Origin of the sequence: Pseudomonas sp. SF2 (assembly GCF_036858055.1) — a bacterium.
Taxonomy (GTDB): Bacteria; Pseudomonadota; Gammaproteobacteria; order Pseudomonadales; family Pseudomonadaceae; genus Aquipseudomonas.
The window spans coordinates 283,219-309,093 of record NZ_JAMBDI010000007.1; the positions used below are offsets into that span (position 1 = coordinate 283,219).

The following is a 25,875-nucleotide window of genomic DNA, read 5'->3' on the forward strand; positions in this document are numbered from 1 at the left end:
ACCCGCTCCCACAGGGGTAGGTGAGAACTTCAGAAGGGGGCGTGTGAGACGAGCTGACCGCTGATGAAGCCCCAGGCCACCAGGCCGATGGTCAGGGCTGCCAGGGTCACCCGCACGGTCAGCGCTTTCAGCAAACGGGTCGAGTTTTCATCGTCCTTGACCAGAAACACCAGGCCACTGAACAGGCTGGCAATCGTGGCCAACAGCATCAGGACAATCGCGGCCTTGAGCATGGCGATACTCCGGGGGGATGCGGTGATGTGGATAAGTATAGCGATCGGCCCGGCGAGGCTCCGATGAGGCCGTTTCGTCCGGGCTGGGTACCAACCCTGGTGGTGCTTGCGCTGCTGCCGGGGTTGATCGCGCTTGGCTGCTGGCAACTCGGCCGTGCCGAGGAAAAGCGCGTGCTGCTGGCCGCCTATGCCGAGCGGCGGATCGAAGCGCCCTTGGCCACGGCCCAGCTGACCGCGAACCAGGACAATGCCTTCCGCCGCGTGCATCTCCATGGCCGCTTCGACGCCGGGCACAGCCTGTTGCTGGACAACCGCATGCGCGATGGCCAGGCCGGTGTCGAGCTGCTGCAACCCTTCCACGACCAGGCTAGCGGCCTGTGGCTGTTGGTCAACCGCGGCTGGCTACCCTGGCCGGATCGCCGCGTGCCTGTGCATTTCGATACCCCTGCCCAGGCGTTGGCGCTGGATGCCTCGGTATATGTCGCGCCTGGCAGCACATTCCAGTTGCATCCCGACCCTGCAGGCGGCCAGTGGCCGCACCTGCTGACCGCCGTGGATGCCGCCCAGCTATGGCAACAACTCGATCGCGAAGGCTTCGCCCATGAGCTGCGCCTGGAGCCCGGCCCGGCGACCTATCGCCTGGACTGGCCGGTCGTTGCCATGGGCCCGGAAAAACACCTGGGCTACGCCGTGCAATGGTTCGCCCTGGCAACCACTTTGGTACTGCTCTACCTCTACTTCGGCTGGCACCACAACAAGGAGAAACCCCATGGCCACCGCCACTCCACTGGAAGTGCCTGAACGTAGCAAACCCAGAGCCCGCGGGCGTTTGCAGCTTGTCCTGATCCTGCTGGTGGTGCTCGGGCCGATGGTGCTGGCCACCAGCATGTACAAGCTCAAGTTCTGGGTGCCGGAAGGCCGCAGCTACCACGGCGCCATGATCGGCAACGGTGAAAGCCGCGCCGATCTCGGCGTGGCAGGCCAGGACGAGCACTGGCAGCTGCTGGTGAGCGCGCCCGAGGTGTGTGCCGAGGACTGCCAGCGCCTGGTGTACCTGGCCCGGCAGATCCAGGTTGGTCTGGGCCGCGATGCCAGCCGTGCCAGCCATGCGCTGGCGACCGCCCAGCCGCTGAGCGCCGACTACCAGGCGCTGATTGGCCGTGAGTATCCGCAGCTGCAACGCTACCCGCTGGATGCGCAACGCTACCTGCAGCAGGTCGGTGAGGCCGGCCCGCAGCTGTGGATCGTCGACCCGCACGGCAACCTGGTGCTGCGCTACGACGCCAAGGTCAACGGCAAGCATGTGCTGGACGACCTGCGCCACCTGCTCAAGCTGTCCAACATTGGCTAGGAGCCTGCCATGGCCAGACCCGGATTCCGCCTTGCTGTGTTCGCCACCCTGCTGGCACTGCTGGTCGTCCTGCTCGGTGCCTATACCCGCCTGACCCACGCCGGCCTCGGCTGCCCTGACTGGCCGGGTTGCTACGGCTTCATCAGCGTGCCCAAGAGCGAAGCGCAGCTGGCCCATGCCGAGCTGCATTTCCCCGAGCACCCGGTGGAAGCTGCCAAGGGCTGGGCCGAGATGGTCCACCGCTACTTTGCCGGCACCCTGGCGATGGTCATAGCCCTGCTCGCCGTGCAGGCGCTGCGCCGGCATGCCCGCGATGGCCAGCCTTATCGCCTGCCCTTGCTGTTGCTGGGCGTGGTGCTGGCCCAGGCCGCCTTCGGCATGTGGACGGTCACCCTCAAGCTGTGGCCGCAGGTGGTCACCGCGCATCTACTCGGTGGCTTCACTACCCTGAGCCTGTTGTTCCTGTTGTCCCTGCGTCTGTCCCGGGCCTTTGCACCCTTGCCCAAGCTGCCATTGAGCCTGCGCCGGATCGCCGCGCTGGCCTTGCTGGTGGTGATCGGCCAGATCGCCCTGGGCGGCTGGGTCAGTGCCAACTACGCGGCCGTCGCCTGCATCGACCTGCCCACCTGCCACGGCCAGTGGTGGCCGGCGGCGGACTTCAGCAACGGTTTTCACCTGACCCAGCACGTCGGGCCCAACTACCTGGGCGGGCAGCTGGACAGTGATGCGCGCACGGCCATCCACATCAGCCACCGCCTGGGTGCATTGCTGGTGACCTGCGTGCTGCTGATGCTCAGCTGGAAGCTGCACCGCTGCGGCCTCCCTGGCCTGGCGCGGCTGGTGCTGTTGGCGCTGCTGGTGCAAGTCGGCCTGGGCATCAGCAATGTGCTGCTGCACCTGCCGCTGGCCGTGGCCGTGGCACACAACGCGGGTGGGGCGCTGTTGTTGCTGAGCATGGTGCTGGTGAACTACCGCATCCGCGTGGTCGACAAGGTTCGCGTGGGTGTCGGCCATGCCTGGCGCCTGCGGCCTGTGGCTGGCGTGGGTATCTCCCACCACATGAGGAATGATTCGTGGCGACGCTTCTGAGCGCACGGCGGGCCAGCTGGCGTGATTACCTGGAGCTGACCAAACCCAAGGTGGTGGTGCTGATGCTGATCACCTCGCTGGCGGGCATGTTCCTGGCCACCCGTGCAGGTGTCAGCTGGAGCGTGCTGCTGTTCGGCAACCTGGGCATTGGCTTGTGTGCAGGCGGCGCGGCGGTGGTCAACCATGTGGTGGACCGACGCATCGACGCACTGATGGCGCGTACCCACAAGCGGCCCCTGGCCCAAGGCCGGGTCGAGCCGCTGCCGGCGCTGCTGTTCGCCTTGGCGCTGGCGCTGCTGGGCATGGCCCTGCTGCTGGTGTTCACCAACTCCCTCACCGCCTGGCTGACGCTGGCCTCATTGCTCGGCTATGCGGTGCTCTATACCGGCTTTCTCAAGCGTGCCACGCCGCAGAATATCGTCATCGGTGGCCTGGCCGGTGCCGCCCCGCCGTTGCTGGGCTGGGTGGCGGTCAGTGGCCATGTCAGCGCCGAGCCCCTGCTGCTGGTGCTGATCATCTTCGCCTGGACCCCGCCACACTTCTGGGCCTTGGCCATTCACCGCAGGGAGGAATACGCCAAGGCCGATATCCCTATGCTGCCGGTGACCCACGGCGAGCGCTACACCAAGCTGCATATCCTGCTGTACACCCTGGTATTGCTGGCGGTGAGCCTGCTGCCCTACGCCATCCACATGAGCGGCCCACTGTACCTGGCCTGCGCCCTGGTGCTGGGCCTGCGCTTCCTGCAATGGGCCTGGGTGTTGTACCGTGGCAGCCGGCCGCACGCGGCGATCGGCACCTTCAAGTACTCTATCGGGTACCTGTTCGCGCTGTTCATCGCGTTGCTCCTCGACCACTACCTGTTGCTGAACCTATGACCCGAACCCAGAAAACCGTCTTCATCCTCGTTGCCCTGGTCGCGTTGATCCTGGGCCTGACCGTCAACAAGGTGCTCAATGGCCGCGACCAGCCCAACCCCACCGAGCTGATCGATGCCGGCATCATCCTGCTGCCGCAGAGCCGTACCGTGGCTGACGTGACCATGACCAACCAGGACGGCCAGCCGGTGCAGCTGGATGACCTGAAGGGCAAATGGTCGCTGCTGTTCTTCGGTTATACCTACTGCCCGGACATCTGCCCGACCACCCTGGCCCAGCTGCGCCAGGTGAAGAGCGAGTTGCCCAAGGAGGCCATCGACCGGCTGCAGGTGGTGCTGGTGAGCGTAGACCCGAACCGCGACACGCCGAACCAGCTGAAGCAGTACCTGGGTTATTTCGACAAGGATTTCGTCGGGGTGGTGGGGTCGATCGAGGATACCCAGAAGCTGGCCAATGCCTTGAGCATTCCGTTCATTCCGGCCGATACCGGCAAGCCCGGGTATACCGTGGATCACAGCGGCAACCTGGCGGTTGTGGGGCCGGACGGGCGTCAGCGCGGGTTCATTCGGGCGCCGTTCAACAACCAGAAGCTGGTGGCGCAGTTGCCCGGGCTTGTGAAGCGGGATTGAGTTAACCCCAAAAGCTGCGCGGGTAAACCCGCTCCCACAGGTACAGCGTAGGCCGTGAGCCTTGCGCTATCCCTGTGGGAGCGGGTTTACCCGCGAAGAGTCCAGCGCGATGTGACGGCTTAGAACGCCGGCACCACAGCGCCTTTGTACTTCTCGACGATGAACTGCTTCACCTCAGGCGAGTGCAGTGCAGCGGCCAGCTTCTTCATCGCGTCCGAGTCCTTGTTGTCCGGGCGGGCAACCAGGATGTTCACGTAAGGCGAGTCGCTGCCTTCGATGACCAGGGCGTCTTTCTCCGGGTTCAGCTTGGCTTCCAGCGCGTAGTTGGTGTTGATCAGGGCTGCATCGACCTGGGTCAGCACGCGTGGAATGGTGGCTGCTTCCAGCTCACGGAACTTCAGGCTTTTCGGGTTCTCGGCAACATCCTTCACGGTGGCCAGGATGTTCTTGTTGTCCTTGAGCTTGATCACGCCGGCCTTGTCCAGCAGCAGCAGCGCGCGGCCGCCGTTGGTGGCGTCGTTGGGTATGACCACGGTGGCGCCGGAGGACAGCTCGTCCAGCTTCTTGATCTTGGTCGAGTACACGCCCAGCGGCTCGATGTGCACGCCAGCCACGCTCACCAGGTTGGTGCCCTTGGCCTTGTTGAACTCATCCAGGTACGGCTGGTGCTGGAAGAAGTTGGCGTCCAGGCGCTTTTCGGCAACCTGCACGTTCGGCTGGATGTAGTCGGTGAATTCCTTGACCTTCAGCTCCACGCCCTCTTTCGCCAGTGCAGGTTTGACGAAGTTGAGGATTTCGGCGTGCGGCACCGGGGTGGCGGCGACAGTCAGCGATTCGGCGTGGGCCGAGAAGGCCGCGACAGCGGCGACAACAGCAAGCAGCTTCTTCATTGATCACTCCTTGTGAGGGCCGCGACGGCCCCCGAACGGGGGTTACTTACGGGAAAAATGCACGACCAGTTTGTCGCCCACGCTCTGCAGGACTTGAACCAGTACCAGCAACAGCACCACGGTGACGACCATCACGTCGGTCTGGAAACGCTGGTAGCCGAAGCGGATGGCCAGGTCACCCAGGCCGCCGGCACCGACCACACCGGCCATGGCGGTGTACGACACCAGGGTGATGGCGGTTACGGTAATGGCCGCGAAGATGCCCGGGCGGGCCTCTGGCAGCAGCGCGTTGGTGATGATCTGGCGGGTGGTGGCGCCCATCGACTGGGTGGCTTCGATAATGCCGCGGTCCACTTCACGCAGGGCGGTTTCCACCAGGCGCGCGAAGAACGGTGTGGCACCTACCACCAACGGCGGAATGGCGCCGGCGACGCCCAGCGAAGTGCCGGTGATCAGCACGGTGATCGGGATCATCACGATCAGCAGGATGATGAACGGCAGCGAGCGCAGGACGTTGACGATCAGCGACAGCAGCGCGTAGACGCCCTTTTGCTCGAACATCTGCCGCGGCCCGCAGAGGAACAGCAGCACGCCCAGGGGCAGGCCCAGCAGCACGGTGAAGAACAGCGAGCCGAACAGCATGATCATGGTATCGACGCTGGCCAGCCAGATTTCGGCCCAGTCGACGTTGGCGAAGAAATTCAGGGCGTCCATCAACGCAGTACCTCCATATGTACGTCAGCTGCCTTGAAGCGGGCGAACGCCGCTTCCATGTCACCGCCGATCAGGGCGAGGGTGAGCTGGCCATAGGGGACATCCTTGATGCGGTCGATACGCCCGGCGAGGATGCTGTAGTCCACACCGGTTTCGCGGGCCACGGTGCCCAGCAGCGGCGCGTAGGTGGCGTCGCCCTGGAAGGTCAGGCGCACGATACGGCCTGGTACGTGGGCGAAGTCGTCACGCTGCTCGCCTTCGTCGACCTGCTCGTCTTCCTGGACGAAGCGCTTGGTGGTGGGGTGCTGCGGGTGCAGGAACACCTCGGCCACCGAGCCTTGTTCGACGATCTGGCCCGCGTCCATCACTGCCACGCGGTCGCAGACCCGGCGGATCACGTCCATTTCGTGGGTGATCAGCACGATGGTCAGTTTCAGCTCACGGTTGATTTCGGCCAGCAATTGCAGGACCGAGGCCGTGGTTTGCGGGTCGAGGGCGCTGGTGGCCTCGTCGCACAGCAGGATCTTCGGGTTGGTGGACAGGGCGCGGGCGATGCCGACGCGCTGCTTCTGGCCGCCAGACAGCTGCGCCGGGTACTTTCTGGCATGGTCGGAAAGGCCGACACGGGCCAGCAACTCGGTCACGCGCTTGTCGATTTCGCTGCGCGACAGCTCGCCGGCCAGGGTCAGTGGCAGGGCGACGTTGTCGGCGACGGTCTTGGAGGCCAGCAGGTTGAAGTGCTGGAAAATCATCCCGACCTGCTGGCGGAAGCCGCGCAGCTGGCTGGCGTTGAACGCGGTAACGTCTTCGCCATCGACGATGATCTTGCCGCCGGAGGGCTCTTCCAGGCGGTTGATCAGACGCAGCATGGTGCTCTTGCCGGCGCCGGAATGGCCGATCAGGCCGAACACCTGGCCATCTTCGATGGTCAGGCTGGTCGGATTCAGTGCGGGGATTTCCCTACCGGCGACGCGGTAGGTCTTGTGTACCTGTTGGAACTCGATCACGTAGCGAACCTTGTGGGGCGCATGGAATTTGGGTCAGCGGTTAGCTGGGGTCGCGCATTTTAGCCTTTTCCCATAGCTGTTCTTAGCATTTATTTCGTAATGCACCAATCCTTCGGGCATATCGCGACAACCGGTAATTCTGATTGAACGCTCGGCAAAGCGCTCCGGTCACTACCTGAACAAGCCCGAACGGGCACGCCTGTAGACTGATGAGGAGAGCCGACCATGCCCAGCAAGAACACGGACGCGCCAAAGCACAGCGAGGCCGCCGGCACCCAGACCCCGGACCGGGCCAATACCAACGCCAAGTTGCAAAGCCTGGAGGCTGACCGCAGCGATGCCACAGGCCGTGCGTTGCGTACCAATCAGGGGGTGCGCATCGCCGACAACCAGAACACGCTGAAGGCCGGTGACCGAGGCCCCTCGCTGCTCGAAGATTTCATCATGCGCGAGAAGATCACGCACTTTGACCACGAGCGCATCCCGGAGCGCATCGTGCATGCGCGAGGGACGGGAGCGCATGGCTATTTCCAGAGCTATGGCAACCACGCCGAGCTGACCAAGGCTGGCTTCCTGCAGGACCCGGAGAAAATCACGCCCGTTTTCGTGCGATTTTCCACGGTGCAAGGCCCGCGTGGCTCAGCCGATACCGTGCGCGACGTGAGGGGTTTTGCGGTCAAGTTCTACACCGACGAAGGCAACTTCGATCTGGTGGGCAACAATATGCCGGTGTTCTTCATTCAGGATGCAATCAAATTCCCGGATTTTGTCCACGCAGTAAAGCCGGAGCCGCACAACGAGATCCCGACCGGTGCCTCGGCCCATGACACCTTTTGGGATTTCGTCTCGCTGGTCCCGGAGTCTGCCCATATGGTCATGTGGGCAATGTCGGACCGTGCGATCCCGCGCAGCTTGCGGATGATGGAAGGTTTCGGGGTGCATACCTTCCGCCTGATAAATGCCCAGGGTGTGGCCAGTTTCGTCAAGTTCCACTGGAAACCGCGCCAGGGCGTGCATTCCCTGCTATGGGACGAAGCACAGAAGCTGGCCGGCAAGGACGCTGATTTCCAGCGACGCGATTTGTGGGAGGCTATCGAGACCGGCGATTACCCGGAATGGGAACTGGGCGTACAGATCGTGCCGGAAGCGGACGAGCACAAGTTCGACTTCGACCTGCTGGACCCGACCAAGATAATCCCGGAAGAGTTGGTGCCGGTTACACCATTGGGCAAGATGGTCCTGAACCGCAACCCGGACAACTTTTTCGCCGAAGTGGAACAGGTGGCGTTCTGCCCGGCCCATATCGTACCGGGCATCGACTTTACCAACGACCCGTTGCTGCAGGGGCGGCTGTTCTCCTACACCGACACCCAGCTTAGCCGCATGGGTGGGCCCAACTTCCATCAGATCCCGGTCAACCGCCCCGTCGCTCCCAATCACAACAACCAGCGCGACGCCCTGCATCAGCATGTGGTGCACAAGGGGCGCGCTTCTTACGAACCAAACTCCATCGATGGCGGCTGGCCAAAGGAAACCCCACCTGCCGCACAGGATGGTGGTTTCGAGAGCTTTCAGGAACGCATCGATGCGCACAAGATCCGCCAGCGCAGCGAGTCGTTCGGTGACCACTTCTCGCAGGCGCGGCTGTTCTTCCAGAGCATGAGCCCGACCGAGCAGCAGCACATCATCAAGGCCTACAGCTTTGAGCTGGGCAAAGTGGAACGTGAGACGATTCGTGCTCGGGAAGTGAATGAAATTCTTGCCAATATCGACTTGAAGCTGGCGGCTGCGGTGGCTGCCAACCTCGGCTTGCCTGCGCCGAGTGCAGGCACGGTGCAAGTGAAGGGTAGCCAGCTTGCGCAGTCGCCTGCCCTGAGCCAGATGAACCACCCGGGCTCGGTTGGCATCAAGGGCCGCAAGATCGCCGTACTGGTGACAGATGGCGTAGACGCTGGCAGCGTGGACAAGCTGGTCAAAGCCCTGGAAGCACACAGTGCCCGACCATTGCTCCTTGGGCCGACCTCAGCACCGGTGAAGGCTGCGGACGGCAAGCAACTACCGGTGGATGCTTCCATGGAAGGGATGCCCTCGATCATGTTTGACGGGATTGTCGTGCCTGGGGGCAAGGCTTCGACCGATGCGCTGGCGGCCAGCGGTTTGGCCAAGCATTTTCTGCTGGAGGGCTACAAGCACCTGAAGGCGATGGTGTTGACCAAAGAGCTTTTGGGCAGCTTGGGGCTGAAAGAAGACAAGGGGTTGCTGCTGGGAGATGAGCAGAAGACCGTGGATGCCTTCGTCAAAGCGGTAGAAGGGCATCGAGTGTGGGAGCGGGAGGCGGCTGCGGAGGCTGTGCCGGCCTAAGGGGCTGCTTTGCAGCCCATCGCGACACAAGGCCGCTCCTGCAGGAGATCGCATTCCCTTGCAGGAGCGGCCTTGTGTCGCGAAAGGGGCGCGCAGCGCCCCCAGATTCTTAACGCTGATGCGGAACCAGAACCACCTGCGCCGGCAGCGACCGCTGAATCTCGTGCTTCTGCTTCAACTCGAACCCGCTGTCGATCTTGCGCACGCGCTTCTCCAGCAAGGTCTTCAGCCAAGGCGCATCCTCGGTGCGCGGCACCTGGAACACCACGTCGCACTGGTAGCTCACCACATCGGCGGCAATGTCATCCAGCTGGCGGCGCATGGCGCGGCTGTCGGTGGTCTTCAAGGCCACCACGGTGCTCGGTGCGGACGGGTCGATGATGCGCGCCTTGGGCTTGGCCTCGGCCGCTTTCAACGCCGCTTCCGCCTTCTCCAGCTCGGCCTTGCGCGCCTGGGTCACGGCATCGCCACCGGTCACCGCCGGGGCCTGCGGCATCAGCGCGCGGGCACGGGCCAGGGCGGTGGCGGCAGCATTCACATCACCCTTTTGCAGGAAGATCTGGCTGCGTTGCAGGTAGGCTTCGGCGAGCTGGCGCTGGTATTGCACCAGGCGCGCGTCATCGGGCGCCTGGGCTTGCAGGGCTGCCAGCTGGTCCTCGGCGGTGGCCAGCTCGTTGCTGGCAATGTTCTGTTGCAACTGCTGCCAGGCATCGGCTTGGGCAGGTGCGGTGGCCTGTTCGACCGGCGCGCTGGAACACGCGACCAGGAACAGGGAAAACGCGGCAACAAGCAGATAACGGAAGGCGAACGGCTTCATTCCTGCGACTCTCTATTTGCGCAAAAAGCGAGCAAGTCTACACCCAGGTGCGCACGCTCGAAAACAAGTCTTACAGACCCTTTACGTGCGAAAAGGTTGCAGGGCGCGCCTTCACGCGCCCTGTTTTTCAGCGTTTGGGCAGGGCCAGGCTCAGCAAGAATAGCACTGCCGCGCAGACCACGATCGACGGGCCGGCGGGGGTGTCCTTGAACCAGGACATGGCCAGGCCGCCGCATACCGCGGTCACGCCCAGCAGGCTGGCGCCCAGGGCCATCTGCTCGGGAGAGCGGGCGTGACGCTGCGCCGCAGCAGCGGGGATGATCAGCAGCGAGGTGATCAGCAACACGCCGACGATCTTCATGGCCACGGCAATCACCACCGCGATCAGCAGCATCAGCGCCATGCGCAGGCCGGCCACCGGCAGGCCTTCGACCATGGCCAGCTCCTCGTGCACGGTGACTGCCAGCAAAGGCCGCCACAGCGCAGCGAGCAGCAGCAGGACCAGCGCGCTGCCGCCGAGGATCCAGCCCAGGTCGGTGGTGCTGATGGCCAGCAGGTCGCCGAACAGGTAGGCCATCAGGTCGATGCGCACATCGTGCATGAAGCTCAGCACCACCAGGCCCAGCGACAAGGTGCTGGGGGCGAGGATGCCGAGCAGGGTGTCGGAGGCCAGCGGTTGGCGTTGTTGCAAGGTCACCAGCAAGATCGCCAGCAACAGGCAGCCCACGGTTACCGCCAGCGCCGGGCTGACGTCCAGGGCAAAGCCCAGGGCCACGCCGAGCAGCGCGGCGTGGGACAGGGTGTCGCCAAAGTAGGCCATGCGCCGCCACACCACGAAGGAGCCCAGTGGGCCGGCCACCAGCGCCAGGGACAAACCGGCAAGCAGGGCGTAGAGAAGAAAATCAGCCATGCTTGCAGTGCGCTCCGTGAACATGGGTGCCAGGGGCGACCACCGAGCCGTGCAGGTCGTGGCTGTGGTCGTGATGGTGATGGTAGATGGCCAGGCTCGGTGCTGCGGTCTGGCCGAACAGCTCGACGAATGCCGGGTCGCCGCTGACCTGCTCGGGGTGGCCCGAGCAGCACACGTGGCGGTTCAGGCACACCACCTGGTCGGTGGCGCTCATCACCAGGTGCAGGTCGTGGGAAACCATCAGCACGCCGCAACCGTGGCGGTCGCGCAGGCGGGTAATGAGGTTGTACAGCTCAGTCTGGCCGACCACGTCAACGCCTTGCACCGGCTCGTCGAGCACCAGCAGCTGGGGTTCGCGCAGCAGCGCGCGGGCCAGCAGCACGCGCTGCATCTCACCGCCGGAAATGGTCTGGATCGGGCTGTCGATGACCTGTTCGGCGCCTACCTCCTGCAACGCCGCCAGGGCTGCCGCACGGTCTACACCGGGCACCAGGCGCAGGAAGCGCAGCACCGACAGCGGCAGCGTGGCATCGACCTGGATCTTTTGCGGCATGTAGCCAATGCGCAGTTTCGGCTTGCGCCATACCTTGCCGCGGTGCGGCTTGAGCAGACCGAGCACGGCGCGCACCAGGGTGGTCTTGCCCGCCCCGTTCGGGCCGATCAGGGTGACGATCTGGCCGGGTGCGACCGACAGGTCGATGCTGTCGAGCACCGCCTCGCCGCCGAAGGTGACGCCGACCTGCTCCAGGCGGATCAGTGCATCGCTCATGCCGCGCTCCGGCAATTGCTGCACAGGCCAACCACTTCCACCGTCTGGGTCTCGACCGTGAAGCCCACGCCCTTGGCGCTGCTGATGATGGCTTCGCTGATGCTCTCCTGTTCCAGCTCGATGGCCACATGGCAGGCCCGGCAGATCAGGAACTGGCCCTGGTGCAGGTGTTCCGGGTGGCTGCAGCCGATGAAGGCGTTGAGCGAGGCGATGCGGTGCACCAGGCCGTTTTCCAGCAGGAAGTCCAGGGCGCGGTATACCGTGGGTGGCGCGGCGCGGCGGCCGTCCTGCTCACTGAGCACGGCGAGGATGTCGTAGGCGCCCAGCGGCTTGTGGCTTTGCCACACCAGTTCCAGCACTCGACGACGCAGCGCGGTCAGGCGCAAGCCCTGGCGGGTGCACAAGGCGTCGGCTTCAGCCAGTGCGCTGTGTACGCAATGGGAGTGATCGTGAGGACGGTTGGCCAGCGGCGTGATGGACATGGGCAGCGACGGTTCTGGATGGAGACGTTATTATGTTACCTGTTTCTGATGACTCGAGTATTCACCGTGTCCCGATTCCTAGTCCTTTTTGTCGCTTTCATCGCATTTTCCGCCCAGGCCGACGTACGCGTGCTGACCAGCATCAAACCCCTGCAGCAGATTGCCGCCGCCGTGCAGGACGGTGTTGGCAGCCCGGAGGTATTGCTGCCGCCGGGCGCTTCGCCGCATCACTATGCACTGCGCCCGTCCGACGTTCGGCGAGTGGGTGATGCCGACCTGCTGTACTGGATCGGCCCGGACATGGAAGGCTTCCTGCCGCGGGTACTGGGCAATCGCAGCAAACCCACGGTGGCCGTGCAGTCGCTGCCGGGCATGAAGCTGCGCCACTTTGGCGAGGACAGCCATTCCCATGAGGAAGAAGACCACGACGACCATGACCACGACCACCGCCCGGGCAGCCTGGACGCGCATCTGTGGCTATCGTCGGTCAACGCGCGGGTAATCGCGGCGAAAATGGCGGCTGACCTGGCGCAGGTCGACCCGGCCAATGCGGCGCGCTACCAGAGCAACCTGAAGGCCTTCGACGAACGCCTGGACGCACTGGATGGGCGGATCAAGGCGCGGGTGGCCGGGATTGCCGGCAAGCCGTACTTCGTGTTCCACGAAGCGTTCGACTATTTCGAGGCCGAGTATGGCCTGAAGCACACCGGGGTGTTCAGCGTGGCGTCCGAGGTGCAACCGGGTGCGCAGCACGTGGCAGCCATGCGCAAGCGCCTGCAGGAAGTAGGCAAGACCTGTGTGTTCAGCGAACCGCCACTGCGGCCGCGACTGGCCGAGACCCTGACAGCAGGGCTGCCGGTGCGCCTGGCCGAGCTGGATGCCCTGGGCGGTACCGACCCGGTGGATGGCAAGGGCTATGAACGCTTGCTGGAGAAGCTGGGTGGCGACCTGGTTGGGTGTCTGGAGCAGCTGTAAGCCTGTGCCGGCCTCTTCGCGGGTAAACCCGCTCCCACAGGGATAGCGCCAGCCTCACGCCTGTCACCGTACCTGTGGGAGCGGGTTTACCCGCGAAGAAGCAGACACGCTCTAGAGGGCGAAGGGCAGGTGCAAAGCCACCTGCTGGCGCTGCGCCAGGCGCACTTCGAACTCGCTCGGGTCATGGATCATCACATCCATCCCGGCAAACGATTCCGCCGCAATCAGGCGCGACAGCCAGAAGCGCACGCAACCCACGCGCAGCATCTCCGGCCACAGCTCGGCCTCGGCCGCGGTAAACGGCCGCAGCGCCGCATAGGCCGCCAGCAGTGCCTGGGCGCGCGGCACATCGATCGCGCCGTGTTCATCCAGGCACCAGTCGTTCACGGTGATGGCGATGTCATACAGCATCGGCCCGGAACAGGCGTTGTAGAAGTCGATCACACCGGTCAGATGGGTGCCTTCGAACATCACGTTGTCGCGGAACAGGTCGGCATGCAGGTTGGCCCGTGGCAGGGCAAGGATCTGTGCCTTGTGCGCGCTGATTTCATCCAGCGCCGGCTGCAGCAGCGTGGCTTGCTCGGCGGTAAGGCGCGGCAGCAGCTCGGCACCCGAGGCCAGCATCCAGTCCAGGCCGCGGTCGGTGCGGCGCTCGATGATGTGCTCGCGGGTGGCCAGGTGAATGTGCGCCAGCAGTTCGCCAACCTGTGCGCAGTGCTGGGCGTTCGGTGCCTTGATGTGCTTGCCCGACAGCCGTGGCTGCAGCAGCGCCGGCTTGCCGCACAGCTCGCGCAGGCCGTTGCCGTCGCGGTCACGTATCGCGTAGGGCACTGGCATGTCGGCAGCGTGCAGGGTGTCGAGCAGTTCGATGAAGAACGGCATGTCCTCGCTGGGCCCGCGCTCGATCAGCGTCAGGACGAACTCCCCCTGTTCGAGGCTGACGAAGAAATTGCTGTTCTCGGTGCCGGCGGCGATGCCCTGGAAATCGAGCAGACGACCCAGCGCGTACGGCGCCAGAAAGGTTTCCAGCTCAGGCCGGGTCACGGGGGTGAAAACTGACATGATGAAAATTTGCCCATACGGGCACTTCCGCCGGGAAGTGCCGGGTTGATGTGAACGGTGCGCGTCAGATTACCACTCGAAGATCTTCCAGGACGGAATCAGCATGTCCGGCTGGTCGGATCGAATGAAATTGCCATCAGAGCCATCGGCGCGTACCAGGAAATAAGGCTTGCCGTTTTTCGGCGTGATCTTGATCGCATACAGGAAGCCGTTCTGCCGGTACTCCTGGATGGTTTTGTCGCCTTCCGTGCGAATGGTCACCTCGGGATCGGCCGAGGGGGCGTCGTCCGCCGCCAGGGTGACGACTGGCATGGTTGCCAACAGACCGAGCAGTAACAGGCGATTGAGTGTACGCATGATAACCTTGTCCCTTTGTCGTCAATGATTCTGGCTATTCTAGCGCCGGACCCGTCGAAAAGGTTGATTCTGCTCATGAGCCAAGCGCCCCTCGTCCTGGTGGACGGTTCCTCCTACCTGTACCGCGCCTTTCACGCGCTGCCGCCGCTGACCACCTCCAAGGGCATGCCGACCGGCGCGGTGAAGGGGGTGCTGAACATGCTCAAGAGCCTGCGCAAGCAATACCCCGACAGCCTGTTCGCGGTGGTGTTCGATGCCAAGGGCGGTACCTTCCGCGATGCCATGTTCGCCGAATACAAGGCTAACCGCCCGAGCATGCCGGACGACCTGCGGGTGCAGATCGAGCCGCTGCATGCCAGCGTCAAGGCGCTGGGCTACCCGCTGCTGTGCGTCGAAGGGGTCGAGGCCGACGACGTGATCGGCACCCTGGCGCGCAGCAGTGCGGCCCTGGGCCGGCCGGTCATCATCTCGACCGGTGACAAGGACATGGCGCAGCTGGTGGACGGGCACATTACCTTGGTCAACACCATGACCGGAAGCGTGCTGGACGTGGCCGGCGTGCACGAGAAATTTGGCGTCGGCCCGGAACACATCATCGACTTCCTGGCACTGATGGGCGACAAGGTCGACAACATCCCCGGCGTACCGGGTGTGGGCGAAAAAACCGCAGTGGGCCTGCTGACCGGCATCGGCGGCGGCCTCAGTGACCTGTACGCCAACCTGGACAAGGTCCCGACGCTGGCCATTCGTGGTGCCAAGACCCTGCCGGCCAAGCTGGAGGAGCACCGCGACGCGGCGTTCCTGTCCTATGAGCTGGCTACCATCAAGGTCGATGTGCCCCTGGACATCGAAGTAGATGCCCTGGTGTGCGGCGAGCCGGACCGTGAAGCGTTGCTGGCGCTGTACACCGAGATGGAGTTCAAGAGCTGGGTCGCCGAGGTGCAGCGCGACGCGGCCAAGGCCGGTGACGACATCGCGCCGGTCGCGGAGCCGGCGGCCAAGGTCGAGCCCAGGTACGAAACCATCCTCGACCAGGCCCGTTTCGACTTCTGGCTGGAGAAGCTGCGCCAGGCGCCACTGTTCGCCTTCGACACCGAGACCACCGGCCTGGACGCCCAACAGGCGCAGCTGGTCGGCCTGTCGTTCTCTGTCGATCCCCATGAAGCGGCCTATGTGCCGCTGGCCCATGACTATGAAGGGGCGCCGGTTCAACTGGACCGCGCCGCCGTACTGCTGGCGCTGAAGCCGCTGCTGGAAGACCCGGCCAAGGCCAAGGTCGGGCAGAACGCCAAGTACGACATCAACATCCTCGCCAACGGCTCCCCCGCCATCGAAATGCGCGGCGTGGCCTACGACACCATGCTCGAGTCGTACGTGCTGAACTCCACCGCCACCCGTCACGACATGGACAGCCTGGCGCAGAAGTACCTCGACCACACCACCATCGCCTTCGAGGACATCGCCGGCAAGGGCGCCAAGCAGCTGACGTTCAACCAGATCCACCTGGACAAGGCCGGCCCCTACGCCGCCGAAGACGCCGACATCACCCTGCGCCTGCACCACGCGCTACAGGCGCGCCTGGCGCAGACGCCGAGCGTGCAGCCGGTGCTGATGGACATCGAGATGCCGCTGGTGCCGGTGCTGGCCAAGATCGAGCGCCAAGGGGCGCTGGTCGATGCCGCGCTGCTGCAGGTGCAGAGCGGTGAGCTGGGGGTGAAGATGGCCGAGCTGGAGCAGCGTGCCTATGAGCTGGCCGGAGAGGAGTTCAACCTTGGCTCGCCCAAGCAGCTGGGCGCGATCCTCTACGACAAGCTGGGCATGCCGGTGCTGAGCAAGACCACCAAGGGCCAGCCATCCACGGCAGAAGCGGTGCTCGACGAACTGGCCGAGCAAGGCTACCCGTTGCCGGAGGTACTGATGCAGTACCGCAGCCTGAGCAAGCTCAAGAGCACCTACACCGACAAGCTGCCGGGGCAGATCAACCCGCGCACCGGGCGTATCCACACCTCCTACCAGCAGGCGGTGGCGGCCACCGGCCGGCTGTCGTCGAGCGATCCGAACCTGCAGAACATCCCGATCCGTACTGCCGAAGGCCGGCGCATCCGTCAGGCCTTCATTGCCAGCCCGGGCTACAAGCTGCTGGCGGCGGACTACTCGCAGATCGAGTTGCGCATCATGGCCCACCTGGCCAAGGACGAAGGGTTGCTGCATGCGTTCCGCAATGACCTGGACGTGCACCGTGCCACGGCGGCGGAAGTGTTCGGCGTGGCGTTGGCCGACGTCACCACTGACCAGCGCCGTAGCGCCAAGGCCATCAACTTCGGCCTGATCTACGGCATGAGCGCCTTTGGCCTGGCCAAGCAGATCGGCGTCGACCGCAAGCAGTCGCAGGACTACATTGACCGCTATTTTGCTCGCTACCCGGGCGTGCTGGCCTACATGGAGCGCACTCGCGCCCAGGCGGCGGAGCAAGGCTTTGTCGAAACCCTGTTTGGCCGCCGCCTGTACCTGCCGGATATCAATGCCAAGAACCCGGCCCTGCGCAAAGGCGCCGAGCGCACGGCGATCAACGCGCCGATGCAGGGCACGGCGGCTGACATCATCAAGCGGGCCATGGTCAATGTGGATAACTGGCTGACCGAGAGCGGGCTGGATGCCCGGGTGATCCTGCAGGTACACGATGAACTGGTGCTGGAAGTGCGCGAGGACCTGGTGGCGCAGGTGAAAGATGAAATTCGCCAGCACATGAGCCGGGCTGCGCAGCTGGATGTGCCGCTGCTGGTCGAGGCAGGAATTGGTGCGAACTGGGACGAAGCTCACTGATCGAGCGGGGAAAGCTGGGCAGGATCCGTGACATGGGGACGCGGGTCCTGGCTCCGCTCAGTGCCAGTGGTGCTGAGGTTTCATGAAACTATCGCAAATAGTTTTCAGGGCTTTGGAACTTAACCGGTGAAGCGGAACTCAGAGTAACTGAATGGCTGGTGAAGCCTTTCGATGCTCCTATGTTGTGTTAAGTGTTGGCAGATATCTGGACCCCGCCCTAGCGGTCCGGACTTGGACCCCGAACTTCTCCCTCCCCATACGAAGTCCGGGGTTTTTTTTGCCCGGAATTTGCCTTGAGTCTGGTGAAGGAACACTGTGGGAGCGGGCGCGCCCGCGAACCTGGGCGAAGCCCAGGCCATGCTCCGCGCTGGATTCTTCGCGGGCATGCCTGCTCCCACAGGTTGAGCAAACCTTCAAATGACTGGCTTGTCTTCCAGCTCCATCCAGTCCGCCAGCACCCGGTAGGCCTCTTCCACGCCCAGGCGCTTGGGCGCCGAGAACAGCTGGATGGTCACGCCATCGCCCCAGCCCTTGCGGATTTCCGATTGCACCTTGAGCAGGGTGTTCTTGCCTGCGCCGTGGGTCAGCTTGTCGGCCTTGGTCAGCAGGATGTGCATCGGCATGCTGCTGGCCTTGGCCCAATCGAGCATCATCTTGTCGAAGTCGGTCATCGGGTGGCGCACATCCATCATCAGGATCACGCCACGCAGGCACTCCCGGCTACCCAGGTAGGCTTCCAGGTGTTTCTGCCAGTGCTGCTTGAGCGGAATCGGGACTTTTGCATAACCGTAGCCAGGCAGGTCGACCAAACGCCGTTCATCGTCCAGACTGAAGAAATTCAACAGCTGGGTGCGCCCGGGGGTTTTCGAGGTGCGCGCCAGGCTGGCATGAGTCAGGGTATTGAGGGCGCTGGATTTGCCGGCGTTGGAGCGGCCGGCGAAAGCCACCTCGTAACCCTGGTCGTCCGGGCATTGTTCGACCTTGGCAGCGCTGAGGGCGAATTTGGCTTTCTGGCAGAGGCCGAGGATGGGGTTCTTGACTTGCATGGGATATCCGATGTGGGTGTTGCCTGACTCTTTGGGCCCGAGCCTGGCAAGCGGTGTCGTTTCCGTTTGGATGGCGGAAGTATATAATGCCCCAGTTTTTGTGTGCTCATTCTCCCGGCGAAGGAGAACGGGCATGGGGTGTCGAACAATAGCTCGCGCAACAGAACGCAGCGCGGCCCCCAACCCTGAAGGTCGTTCCGCATGGCGAAATGGCTGCTTGCTGTCGGTATGTTCCTGCCGGTTTTCAGCGCACAGGCTACACAGGATCCCGAGGTGTTGTACAACCGCACGTGTGCGGCCTGTCACACCGGGCAGTTGCCACAGGCACCCAGGCAGGGTGACCGGGCAGCATGGGAGCCACGGCTGGCGCAAGGCATGGATGTACTGGTGAAGCACGTGACCCAGGGTTTCAAGGCTATGCCGCCGCGTGGATTGTGCATGGACTGCAGTGCCGAGGACTACCGTTTGGTCATCCTTTGGATGAGTGGCAGTCCCGATACATAACATTTCACCCTTAGCCGTGTTGGATTAGCTGATGAACAAACTAGTCGTGAGTCTGCTGTTGACCCTGGGTGTCGCAGGTGCGGCCACTGCTGCGCAACCCGTCAAAGGCGATGCCGCCGCCGGCCAGGCCAAGACGGCCGTCTGTGGCGCCTGCCACAACCCCGACGGCAACAGCCTGGCACCGAACTTCCCGAAACTGGCCGGCCAAGGCCAGCGCTACCTCGAAAAACAATTGCACGATATCAAGTCGGGCAAGCGTACCGTGCTGGAGATGACCGGCATGCTGGCCGCATTCAGCGACCAGGACCTGGCCGATATCGCCGCCTACTTCTCCAGCCAGAAAGGCAGCGTGGGCGCGGCCGATCCCAAGCTGGTCGAACGTGGCCGGGCGCTGTTCAACGGCGGCGACCTGGAAAAAGGCATGCCCGCCTGCACCGGCTGCCACTCGCCGAACGGCGCCGGCATCGCCCTGGCCGGCTTCCCGCACCTGGGCGGGCAGCACGCGCAGTACGTGACCAAGCAGCTCACCGACTTCCGCGAAGGCAACCGCACCAACGATGGCGATGCCATGACCATGCGCACCATCGCCGGCAAGCTGAGCAACCACGACATCGAGGCGTTGGCCAGTTACATCCAGGGCCTGCACTGAGGCCATTACAGGCGGCGCATTAACTTTCAGTTAATGTTGTAGGCCAATGATGAAAGGGCGGCCGGACCGCCCTTTTTTCCGTCCGCAGCCGTTACACTACAGAACTCGGCCCCTTCCCGGCCTGTCTCAGTACAGGTCGCGTCGTGGCGACAATGACTGCCCAGGAGTAAAGCATGCGTAAACTGATTCTCAGCGCCGCGCTGGTCGCTGCCAGCGTATTCGGTATGACTGCCGTCCAGGCCGCCGAGCCTGTTGCCGGCAAGGAATACCTCGAGCTGAGCAACCCTGTTCAAGTTTCCGTGCCTGGCAAGATCGAAGTGGTCGAGCTGTTCTGGTACGGCTGCCCACACTGCTACCACTTCGAGCCAACCATCAACCCATGGGTTGAAAAGCTGCCCAAGGACGTCAACTTCAAGCGCGTACCGGCCATGTTCGGTGGCGCGTGGGACGCCCACGGCCAGATGTTCCTGACCCTGGAAGCCATGGGCGTCGAGCACAAGGTGCACGCCGCGGTGTTCGATGCCATCCAGAACCAGCGCAAGCGCCTGACCGACCCGCAGGACATGGCCGACTTCCTCGCCACCCAGGGCGTGGACAAGGACAAGTTCCTCGCCACCTTCAACTCGTTCGCCATCAAAGGCCAGGTCAACCAGGCCAAGGAGCTGGCGAAGAAGTACGAGATCACCGGCGTACCGAGCATGGTGGTCAACGGCAAATACCGCTTCGACCTGGGTACCGCCGGCGGGCCGGAAGGCGTACTGAACGTTGCCGACCAGCTGATCGCCAAGGAGCGCGCCGCTAAGTAAGCGGCGTAACCCATGCGCCGCTTCAGAACCGCGCGTGGCATTGGCTTGCACCAGCCGCAGGTCAACGAACATCACCTGCAGGCCCCGGGCCTGCCGGAGGATGGTCGCCTGCGGCTGCTCAGTTTCAACATCCAGGTGGGCATCAGCACCGAGCGCTACCGGCATTACCTGACCCGCAGCTGGCAGCACCTGCTGCCGCACAACGGTCGTGCCGGCAACCTGCAGAAGATTGGCCAACTGCTGGGCGACTTCGACCTGGTGGCCTTGCAGGAGGCCGATGGCGGCAGCCTGCGCTCGGGCTACGTCAACCAGGTCGAGCACCTGGCCCACCTGGGCGCCTTCCCCTACTGGTACCAGCAACTCAACCGCAACCTTGGGCGTTTTGCCCAGCACAGCAATGGCGTGCTCAGCCGCCTGAAGCCGCAGCTGCTCGAAGACCACCCGCTGCCCGGCCCGGCTGGGCGTGGTGCGATCCTGGTGCGTTTTGGCGAGGGTGAAGATGCGCTGATCGTGGTGATGATGCACCTGGCCCTCGGCGCCAAGACCCGCGCCCTGCAGCTGGGCTACATCCGCGAGCTGATTGGTGGCTACCGCCACCAGGTGCTGATGGGCGACATGAATACCCATGCCACCGACCTGCTGGAGCACTCGCCGCTGCGCGACCTGGGCCTGATTGCCCCGCAAGTCGAAGCCACCTTCCCCAGCTGGCGCCCACAGCGTTGCCTGGACCACATCCTGCTCAGCCCAAGCCTCACGCTGGAGCGTGTCGAGGTGCTGGCGCAGCCAATTTCCGACCACCTTCCCGTTGCTGTCGAGATTCGATTGCCTGATGCATTGACTGTGGATACGCTGCCGGTCCTGAGCTAATTGCCATCACCGTTTGCGGACCCGGGCATGACTGAAGACGCTGAGCGCTGGAAAGAGAAATACCTTAAAAGCATCGAGCAGCAGGAAAAGCTCGAGCGCCGTTGGGACGCCCGTCTCGACCTGCTGCGCCGCGGCCTGGTACGCAGCACCTTGGCTGCCGAAGGCAGTGACAAGGTGGTGGACCAGTGCATGAAGGAAATGCGCGAGGTCATCCGCAGCGACAACATGGACGCCGGCCTTGCCGGGCTGATTCCGCGTCTTGAGAAGGCGGTGCTGGACTCCGAACAGCGCCGGGAAACCCGCATGAACCAGGTCAGCGATGCGCTGATCGCGCTGGTCGGTCAACTGCAAGGCCTGCCGCTGCCAAACGATGTCTCGCGGCCGTTGAAAAAACTGGCGAAGAAGCTCGACGGCGGCGTGGCCCAGTCACGCGACCTGCCACCGTTGCTGGGTGAATTGAGCGGCTTGCAGGGCCGCGCGCTGTCAGCCTTGGGCAAATCGGGGGAAGATGCCCGGCCGGGGTTCTTGCAGCGTTTGTTCGGCAGCCGCGAGGATGACGTGCAAGGCGAGCCAGCGCTTGCGCCGCTGGCGTCGCCTGTTGCCGAGGCGCAGCCCTTGGCAGCACCGGGCAGTGTCGATGCCGACGATGTGGATGCGCTACAGCGGCTACCAGCCTTTCCAGCCTCTGTTGTCGAGGCCCCGGTAACGCCCAAGCCCGAGCTGGAGGCTGCTGGCCCCGCGTTGATCGAAACGGCCGAACTGTCGCCAGCCCCGCTGCCGCAGCCGCTACCGGACGATGTGCCAGCCCCGGAAGTTGCCGCCAGTGAGGCACCGGCTAAAGCACAACCGGTACAAACACTGGAAGAAACCTTCGGTGAAGACGGCCCTTATGCCCTGCCTTACGCGGTAGAGCCGCCCTACAGCCAGGTTGCTGCGCACATCGAGCAAACCCTGATCGGCCTGCTCGATGACCTCAGCCTGCCGGAGCGGCACAAGGCCCAGGCACTGAACATGCGCGAGCGGGTCGCCCGCGGCCTGAACTGGTATGAGCTGATCCCGGTGCTGGATGACCTGGCTGTGCTCATGCTGGCGATCACCGACAGCGGCCAGCACGAATTCGAAACCTACCTGCAGCAGCTCAACGAACGCCTGGAAGGTTTCCAGAGCCACCTGCACGAGGCCAGCGCCGGCCATGCCGATAACAGCTCGGCCGCCCGCGAGCTGGATACCCAGCTGCGTGAGCACGTCGATGGGCTGCAGAGCAGTGTGCAAGGTGCCGCCGATGTGGACAGCCTCAAGCACATTCTGGAAAACCGTCTGGAAGGCCTGCTGGTGACCATGGACGAGCACAAGCACGAGCGCGATCGCCGCGAGCAGGAGCTGGCCGGACGGCTGCAAGGGCTGTCGGAGCGGGTGGCGAGCATGGAGCAGGAGGCGCTCGGCTACCGCGAGCACCTGGAAGAGCAGCGCCAGAAAGCCCTGCTCGACCCCCTTACCGGCCTGCCCAACCGTGCGGCCTGGAGCGAGCGGGTCGAGCGCGAAATACTCGAATGGCAGGCGCACGGCGGTCATCTGGCGATGGCGATCCTCGACCTGGACCATTTCAAGCGTATCAACGACAGCTATGGGCACCTGGCCGGGGACAAGGTTTTGAAGATCGTCGCCGACCAGTTGCGCAAGCGCCTGCGCGGCCGTGATTTCATCGCCCGCTTTGGCGGCGAGGAGTTTGTCCTGCTGCTACCGCAAACCTCGCCGGCCGACGCCGCCCAGATAGCCGAGGTGCTGCGGGCCACGGTCGAGGCATGCCCGTTCCACTTCAAGGGCGAACGGGTAGTGATCACCACGTCCATCGGCCTGGGTGCATTCCGTTCCGGTGAGCGCGGTGACCAGGTGCTCAAGCGCGCGGATGCGGCGCTGTACCGGGCCAAGGAGTTGGGGCGCAATCGCGTCGAGCAGGCATAGCCGGCAGCCGCTGACTCGCGGCAAGCACGGTCATCGGGGAGCACGTTATACTGTAGCGCTCATTCGCTGAGGCTATTGACGTGCTTTCCACGCTTAAAAAAACCCTGGTCTCCTTCCTGTTGTTGTCTGTCGCTGGTTGCTCGACGGGCCTGCGCATCGACCGTAGCCATCCCTCGGTCAACCAGGACAACCGCATCCAGTTCGTTGTCCTGCACTACACCAATGCTTCACTGGAGCGTTCCCTGGCGTTGCTGACCCATGGCGAAGTCAGCAGCCATTACCTGATTGGTGATGGCCCGGCGACGGTGTACCAGCTGGTGGATGAAAGCCGCCGTGCCTGGCATGCCGGTGATAGCCAGTGGCAGGGGCGAACCTGGCTGAACTCCTCGTCCATCGGTATAGAAATCGTCAACCCAGGCTTCACCGACACGCCGAATGGCCGGGTCTGGCACCCTTACAGCGAAGCGCAGGTCCAGTCGCTGATCGCGCTGCTGAAGGACATCGTCAAACGTAACAACATCGAGCCACGGCACATCATTGGCCATAGCGATATCGCGCCGCTGCGCAAGCTGGACCCGGGGCCGCTGTTCCCGTGGAAGCGCCTGGCCGACGCCGGGCTGGGTGTCTGGCCGGATGCCAATGCCGTGGCACGGCAGCAGGCCTATTTCAGCGTCAACCCGCCAAGCGTTGGCTGGTATCAGCAGGAACTGGCGCGGTTTGGCTATGCGATCGAGCAGACCGGGGTACTGGATGTTGCCACCCGCCATGTGATCGCCGCGTTCCAGATGCGTTTCCGCCCACAGCGCTTCGATGGCATGCCGGATGCGCAGACGGCGGCGATGCTGCAGGTGCTCAACCGGATGCGTTGAGCCGTCAGCGAGGCTACGCGGCCCCTGTGGGAGCGGGCACGCCCGCTCCCACGGGGCCGCGTAGCGCTTGCAAATCGAGTTCTCTGCGACAGCGCAGTCTTGGCCGGTGGCCATCTCCCAACAAGCAAACGAAGCGCCAAACGGCGAAGGTGATTCCCGATTCAGTTGCTATACCTTAGTTATCAACTGGATGCCTTCGATGTCAGCCTTCATCGCCTTGCTGCGCCAAATTTTTTACCGTCCCTGGATGCTGGCCACATTGGCAGCACTGGCCAGCGCGGCACTGTTGCTCTCCGCCAGCATCGGCATTGCCCTGCAACAGATGAAGCAAAGCGAGAGTGCACAGATGAACGCCCAGGGCGAGCGCTTTCTTGAGCGCCTCGAGCAGGTGTTCGGCCAGTTGCGCGAAGGCGTCGACCTGCTGCAGGCGCAGCCCTTGCGCGGCTGCAGCCCGGCGATGCTGACGGCATTGCAGCAGGTAGGCCTGAGTTCACGCTTCATTTATGAAGCCGCTTACGTGGATGGTGATGTCGTCTGCTCCAACCGCGGTGATGAGCGCGCGTTCGAACCCCTGCGGGCCCCCGACATCCAGGGGCCGACCTACAGCTACTGGCTGAACACCACGACCGAACCGAACGAGAACCTAGCTGCGCTGATGCTGGGGCGGGGCAAGTTCGTGGTCTCCACCTCCCGTGGGCACCTGACCGATGTGGTCGACCTGCCTCCGGGCGGCAGCCTGGTGGTGGTGCTGGACAATGGCACCAGGGCTATCCCCGTACTGGGCCCGCCGCAGGTATGGCCGCCGCCCTCGGCCTGGTCGACCAGCCACAAGTCACTGCTCGAACTCAGCGACCGCCTGATCTACCGTATGCCGACCAAGTCACCGGACTACCAGCTGGTGCTGATTGCCCCCCGGGCGAGCCTGCCGTTGAGGATGAACGGCATGCTCTGGCTTCTGTTCCCCGGCAGTGTACTGGCGGCCTGCTGCATCGGCTGGCTGGTGCTGCAACTGATCCTGCAGCGGCGGTCAATGAGCTCCGAATTGCAGAATGCCTTGCGCCGTGGCGAGCTGCAGGTGCTCTACCAGCCGATATTCGAACTCGACAGCCGGCGCTGTGTGGGTGCCGAGGCCCTGGTGCGCTGGCGCCGCCCGGATGGCACCCTGACCAGCCCGGACCTGTTCATCCCGTTGGCGGAAAACACCGGGCAGATTCGCCAGATCACTGACTTTGTCCTGCAGCGTGTGCTGGAACAGCTAGGGCAACTGCTGCGCTCGCACCCCAACCTGTACATTTCGGTGAACCTGGCGGCCTGCGATGTGATGGTGCCGCGCATTGGCCGGGTGGCGGCGCGCTTGCTGGCTTTGCACCGGGTGGCGGCCAGCCAGATTGCCTTCGAAGTGACCGAGCGCGGCCTGATCGACGTGGTGGTGGCCCGCGACAACCTGCAGGCGCTGCGCGCGGTGGGGCATCAGGTGCTGATCGACGATTTTGGTACGGGTTATTGCAGCCTGGCCTACTTGCAGACCCTGCCGGTGGACTGCCTGAAGATCGACAAGGCCTTTATTGATGCCTTGGGGCATGACGCCGCCAGCAGCGGAGTGGCCCCGCATATCATCCGCATGGCTCATGACCTGCACCTGCGGGTGATTGCCGAAGGCATCGAGTGTGAAGACCAGGCGGTGCTGCTGAACAGCGAAGGGGTCAATTATGGCCAGGGCTGGCTGTTTGCCCGGCCATTGAATGCCCGGCAGTTTGCCGAACTGGTGACCCGCGGACGGCTGCCGCGGCGGGTTGAGCATTGAGCGATCCTGCGTCGGCCTCAT

At 63.8% G+C, this 25,875-nt stretch carries 25 protein-coding genes and 1 pseudogene; 15 read left to right on the plus strand and 11 right to left on the minus strand.

The annotated features are described in order from the left end of the window. Window positions 1–29 precede the first annotated feature (29 nt). Window positions 30–233: a twin transmembrane helix small protein gene (locus tag M2S36_RS05170; protein WP_003258925.1), complete on the minus strand. Its 204-nt coding sequence runs from the start codon at window positions 231–233 to the stop codon at window positions 30–32. Window positions 234–296: 63 nt separating this feature from the next. On the opposite strand from M2S36_RS05170, the gene M2S36_RS05175 reads away from it, so the two are divergent. The 5 genes from M2S36_RS05175 to M2S36_RS05195 are packed head-to-tail and all read left to right on the plus strand — an operon-like array spanning window position 297 to window position 4,180. Beyond that, complete coding sequence (locus tag M2S36_RS05175) at window positions 297–1,034, plus strand: SURF1 family protein (RefSeq protein ID WP_207831484.1); 738 nt, start codon at window positions 297–299, stop codon at window positions 1,032–1,034. Next, window positions 1,003–1,584 (plus strand): hypothetical protein, encoded by a 582-nt coding sequence (locus M2S36_RS05180; RefSeq protein WP_063912358.1) that lies wholly within the window; start codon window positions 1,003–1,005, stop codon window positions 1,582–1,584. Before M2S36_RS05175 ends, M2S36_RS05180 begins: the two co-directional genes overlap by 32 nt. Window positions 1,585–1,593: 9 nt before the next feature. Continuing rightward, on the plus strand, window positions 1,594–2,673 hold the full coding sequence (locus tag M2S36_RS05185) for a COX15/CtaA family protein (protein WP_333956808.1): 1,080 nt from the start codon (window positions 1,594–1,596) through the stop codon (window positions 2,671–2,673). Beyond that, window positions 2,658–3,551, plus strand: coding sequence for a heme o synthase (gene cyoE / locus M2S36_RS05190; RefSeq protein WP_207831491.1), 894 nt, complete (start codon window positions 2,658–2,660; stop codon window positions 3,549–3,551). Before M2S36_RS05185 ends, cyoE begins: the two co-directional genes overlap by 16 nt. Then, complete coding sequence (locus M2S36_RS05195) at window positions 3,548–4,180, plus strand: SCO family protein (RefSeq protein WP_333956809.1); 633 nt, start codon at window positions 3,548–3,550, stop codon at window positions 4,178–4,180. The genes cyoE and M2S36_RS05195 overlap by 4 nt, the downstream gene beginning before the upstream one ends. 119 nt (window positions 4,181–4,299) lie before the next feature. Here M2S36_RS05195 and M2S36_RS05200 read toward each other — a convergent pair whose 3' ends face one another. Genes M2S36_RS05200 through M2S36_RS05210 form a run of 3 tightly spaced genes read right to left on the minus strand, consistent with a single transcriptional unit; the run spans window position 4,300 to window position 6,791 of the window. Then, the gene (locus M2S36_RS05200; protein ID WP_063912362.1) at window positions 4,300–5,070 is read right to left on the minus strand and encodes a MetQ/NlpA family ABC transporter substrate-binding protein; all 771 of its coding nucleotides are present in this window, start codon (window positions 5,068–5,070) and stop codon (window positions 4,300–4,302) included. 42 nt (window positions 5,071–5,112) lie between these two features. Beyond that, entirely contained in the window at window positions 5,113–5,784 is a 672-nt protein-coding gene (locus M2S36_RS05205) for a methionine ABC transporter permease (protein WP_063912363.1), read from the minus strand. After that, the gene (locus tag M2S36_RS05210) at window positions 5,784–6,791 is read right to left on the minus strand and encodes a methionine ABC transporter ATP-binding protein (protein WP_003256960.1); all 1,008 of its coding nucleotides are present in this window, start codon (window positions 6,789–6,791) and stop codon (window positions 5,784–5,786) included. The genes M2S36_RS05205 and M2S36_RS05210 overlap by 1 nt, the downstream gene beginning before the upstream one ends. Window positions 6,792–7,016: 225 nt before the next feature. Here M2S36_RS05210 and katE point away from each other — a divergent pair, with 225 nt between their 5' ends. Continuing rightward, a complete protein-coding gene (gene katE, locus M2S36_RS05215) occupies window positions 7,017–9,152 on the plus strand; it encodes a catalase HPII (RefSeq protein WP_333956810.1) in 2,136 nt (711 codons plus the stop codon). A 109-nt stretch (window positions 9,153–9,261) separates the two neighbouring features. On the opposite strand, the gene M2S36_RS05220 is transcribed toward katE, so the two are convergent. The 4 genes from M2S36_RS05220 to zur form a co-directional block, all read right to left on the minus strand. Beyond that, entirely contained in the window at window positions 9,262–9,969 is a 708-nt protein-coding gene (locus tag M2S36_RS05220) for a PA5502 family lipoprotein (RefSeq protein ID WP_207831497.1), read from the minus strand. Window positions 9,970–10,096: 127 nt separating this feature from the next. Beyond that, on the minus strand, window positions 10,097–10,879 hold the full coding sequence (gene znuB / locus M2S36_RS05225; protein ID WP_207831499.1) for a zinc ABC transporter permease subunit ZnuB: 783 nt from the start codon (window positions 10,877–10,879) through the stop codon (window positions 10,097–10,099). After that, the gene (znuC, locus tag M2S36_RS05230) at window positions 10,872–11,648 is read right to left on the minus strand and encodes a zinc ABC transporter ATP-binding protein ZnuC (RefSeq protein WP_207831501.1); all 777 of its coding nucleotides are present in this window, start codon (window positions 11,646–11,648) and stop codon (window positions 10,872–10,874) included. Before znuC ends, znuB begins: the two co-directional genes overlap by 8 nt. Further along, window positions 11,645–12,130 (minus strand): zinc uptake transcriptional repressor Zur, encoded by a 486-nt coding sequence (gene zur / locus M2S36_RS05235; protein ID WP_207831503.1) that lies wholly within the window; start codon window positions 12,128–12,130, stop codon window positions 11,645–11,647. The genes znuC and zur overlap by 4 nt, the downstream gene beginning before the upstream one ends. 18 nt (window positions 12,131–12,148) lie before the next feature. Here zur and M2S36_RS05240 point away from each other — a divergent pair, with 18 nt between their 5' ends. Further along, window positions 12,149–13,105 carry a zinc ABC transporter substrate-binding protein gene (locus M2S36_RS05240; protein ID WP_207831505.1) on the plus strand — a complete coding sequence of 319 codons (957 nt, stop codon included), beginning with the start codon at window positions 12,149–12,151 and terminating at the stop codon, window positions 13,103–13,105. Window positions 13,106–13,216: 111 nt separating this feature from the next. Here M2S36_RS05240 and M2S36_RS05245 read toward each other — a convergent pair whose 3' ends face one another. Both M2S36_RS05245 and M2S36_RS05250 read right to left on the minus strand, forming a co-directional pair. Beyond that, window positions 13,217–14,167 carry a homoserine kinase gene (locus M2S36_RS05245; protein ID WP_063912369.1) on the minus strand — a complete coding sequence of 317 codons (951 nt, stop codon included), beginning with the start codon at window positions 14,165–14,167 and terminating at the stop codon, window positions 13,217–13,219. Window positions 14,168–14,236: 69 nt separating this feature from the next. Next, complete coding sequence (locus M2S36_RS05250) at window positions 14,237–14,524, minus strand: DUF2782 domain-containing protein (protein ID WP_013970316.1); 288 nt, start codon at window positions 14,522–14,524, stop codon at window positions 14,237–14,239. A gap of 75 nt (window positions 14,525–14,599) precedes the next feature. Between M2S36_RS05250 and polA the strand changes: the two genes are divergently transcribed. Beyond that, window positions 14,600–17,347 carry a DNA polymerase I gene (gene polA / locus M2S36_RS05255; protein WP_207831508.1) on the plus strand — a complete coding sequence of 916 codons (2,748 nt, stop codon included), beginning with the start codon at window positions 14,600–14,602 and terminating at the stop codon, window positions 17,345–17,347. Window positions 17,348–17,760: 413 nt separating this feature from the next. Here polA and yihA read toward each other — a convergent pair whose 3' ends face one another. Then, window positions 17,761–18,393 (minus strand): ribosome biogenesis GTP-binding protein YihA/YsxC, encoded by a 633-nt coding sequence (gene yihA, locus M2S36_RS05260; protein ID WP_085665602.1) that lies wholly within the window; start codon window positions 18,391–18,393, stop codon window positions 17,761–17,763. A gap of 201 nt (window positions 18,394–18,594) precedes the next feature. Here yihA and M2S36_RS05265 point away from each other — a divergent pair, with 201 nt between their 5' ends. The 7 genes and pseudogenes from M2S36_RS05265 (at window position 18,595) to M2S36_RS05295 (ending at window position 25,854) form a co-directional block, all read left to right on the plus strand. Continuing rightward, entirely contained in the window at window positions 18,595–18,897 is a 303-nt protein-coding gene (locus tag M2S36_RS05265) for a c-type cytochrome (RefSeq protein WP_016484276.1), read from the plus strand. A gap of 31 nt (window positions 18,898–18,928) precedes the next feature. Beyond that, window positions 18,929–19,546 (plus strand): c-type cytochrome, encoded by a 618-nt coding sequence (locus M2S36_RS05270; RefSeq protein ID WP_003256951.1) that lies wholly within the window; start codon window positions 18,929–18,931, stop codon window positions 19,544–19,546. A gap of 173 nt (window positions 19,547–19,719) precedes the next feature. Then, window positions 19,720–20,352 (plus strand): thiol:disulfide interchange protein DsbA, encoded by a 633-nt coding sequence (gene dsbA / locus M2S36_RS05275; RefSeq protein ID WP_063912372.1) that lies wholly within the window; start codon window positions 19,720–19,722, stop codon window positions 20,350–20,352. A 34-nt stretch (window positions 20,353–20,386) separates the two neighbouring features. Next, window positions 20,387–21,219, plus strand: a pseudogene (locus M2S36_RS05280) (endonuclease/exonuclease/phosphatase family protein). A 27-nt stretch (window positions 21,220–21,246) separates the two neighbouring features. Continuing rightward, window positions 21,247–23,181 carry a GGDEF domain-containing protein gene (locus tag M2S36_RS05285; RefSeq protein ID WP_333956812.1) on the plus strand — a complete coding sequence of 645 codons (1,935 nt, stop codon included), beginning with the start codon at window positions 21,247–21,249 and terminating at the stop codon, window positions 23,179–23,181. An 80-nt stretch (window positions 23,182–23,261) separates the two neighbouring features. Beyond that, window positions 23,262–24,050, plus strand: coding sequence for an N-acetylmuramoyl-L-alanine amidase (locus M2S36_RS05290; protein WP_207831515.1), 789 nt, complete (start codon window positions 23,262–23,264; stop codon window positions 24,048–24,050). Between the two features lie 199 nt (window positions 24,051–24,249). Continuing rightward, window positions 24,250–25,854, plus strand: coding sequence for an EAL domain-containing protein (locus tag M2S36_RS05295; protein ID WP_207831517.1), 1,605 nt, complete (start codon window positions 24,250–24,252; stop codon window positions 25,852–25,854). Window positions 25,855–25,875 lie beyond the last annotated feature (21 nt).